Source organism: Halorubrum sp. SP9, assembly GCF_005435015.1.
In the GTDB taxonomy this organism is placed as follows: domain Archaea; phylum Halobacteriota; class Halobacteria; order Halobacteriales; family Haloferacaceae; genus Halorubrum; species Halorubrum sodomense.
Genome location: NZ_SGXU01000499.1, coordinates 1 through 356, shown reverse-complemented (window position 1 = coordinate 356; position 356 = coordinate 1). Strand labels below are relative to the sequence as shown.

The window sequence follows — 356 nt, the reverse complement described above, 5'->3', positions numbered from 1 at the left end:
GTCTATCCTGCTTATTCGATTGGACGTGACACAGGGGCTAAATTTAGTAGGACGTTGACAAATGGTTCCGTATGGGCGATTCCGAGTGCGAAATTCCTAATGATCCAGATATCTCTCAAGAGGATATTGAGTCAGGCGCCGACCTCTCCGATTCTGACCTCTCTGGGGCAGAACTCAAGGGCGTCAACCTCTCCAACGCGAACCTTAGTGGGGCCGATCTTTCTGACGCGGACTTCAGTGAGGCAGATCTCTCCGATGCGGACCTCAGTGAAGCCGATCTCTCTAGAGCGGAACTTAGAGAGGCCGACCTCTCCGATTCCGATCTTGAAGATACTAACCTCTACAAAGCGTCTCTC

The 356-nt window shown here is 51.7% G+C and carries 1 protein-coding gene; it reads left to right on the top strand.

Annotated elements, in window-relative coordinates; genetic code table 11:
• Positions 1-71 precede the first annotated feature (71 nt).
• Positions 72-356: pentapeptide repeat-containing protein (locus EXE45_RS18370; protein WP_137695162.1), on the top strand; the 285-nt coding region annotated here is incomplete at its 3' end.